Raw genomic sequence first — 366 nt, 5'->3', positions numbered from 1 at the left:
CCGCGCGTGTGAATATCTGATGACCCGCTTCTCCACGCCGGAAGAAGTTTTTGGTCCCCTTTCTATTCAGGCGCTAAAAGATGAAGGGCGCTATGAACGTTTAACCAGCGGTTACCTGCCGGAAGCAGAAATCGTCTTTCTGGATGAGATCTGGAAAGCGGGTCCGGCAATTCTTAATACCCTGCTCACCGCCATTAACGAGCGCCAGTTCCGCAACGGTGCACACGTAGAAAAAATCCCGATGCGCCTGCTGGTGGCGGCCTCCAACGAGCTGCCGGAAGCAGACAGCAGTCTGGAAGCGTTATATGACCGCATGCTGATTCGTCTGTGGTTAGATAAAGTGCAGGATAAAGCGAATTTCCGCTC

At 53.0% G+C, this 366-nt stretch carries 1 protein-coding gene; it reads left to right on the top strand.

Annotation, left to right across the window (positions count from 1 at the left end; all coding sequences use genetic code 11):
• Positions 1–19 precede the first annotated feature (19 nt).
• A partial coding sequence (locus tag AABA78_RS39005) for an AAA family ATPase (protein ID WP_338270614.1) occupies positions 20–366 on the top strand: 347 nt, incomplete at its 3' end.

Origin of the sequence: Corallococcus caeni (assembly GCF_036245865.1) — a bacterium.
GTDB lineage: Bacteria > Myxococcota > Myxococcia > Myxococcales > Myxococcaceae > Corallococcus > Corallococcus caeni.
The sequence above is the reverse complement of the archived record's forward strand: the minus strand, read 5'-3'. Positions and strand labels throughout refer to the sequence as shown.